The 240-nt window shown below is 60.4% G+C and carries 1 protein-coding gene; it reads left to right on the top strand.

From position 1 onward, the window contains the following. Positions 1-240: DegT/DnrJ/EryC1/StrS family aminotransferase (locus ACRHNM_RS17970; RefSeq protein ID WP_431137996.1), on the top strand; the 240-nt coding region annotated here is incomplete at both ends.

Genomic DNA, 240 nt, shown 5'->3' with positions numbered 1-240 from the left:
ACCACGACGTGGTCGGGGTGAATTCCCGCCTGGATTCCCTGCAGGCTGCCGTACTTCGCGCCAAGCTCCCGCACCTGGACCGGTATTGCGAAAAACGCCGCGCGGCGGCCCGGTATTACAACGCCTCCTTCAAAGACCAGGAAGGAATCACCGTGCCAACTACCGTCAGGTCCTGTGAGGGCATATGCGATACCTGCGACTGTCACGTGTTCCACCAATACACCTTGCGCATTGGAGGCG

It is taken from the genome of Psychroserpens mesophilus (assembly GCF_050617655.1).
In the GTDB taxonomy this organism is placed as follows: domain Bacteria; phylum Bacteroidota; class Bacteroidia; order Flavobacteriales; family Flavobacteriaceae; genus Psychroserpens; species Psychroserpens mesophilus_A.
Note: the sequence above shows the minus strand (reverse complement) of the source record. Positions and strands in the feature narration are given on the sequence as shown.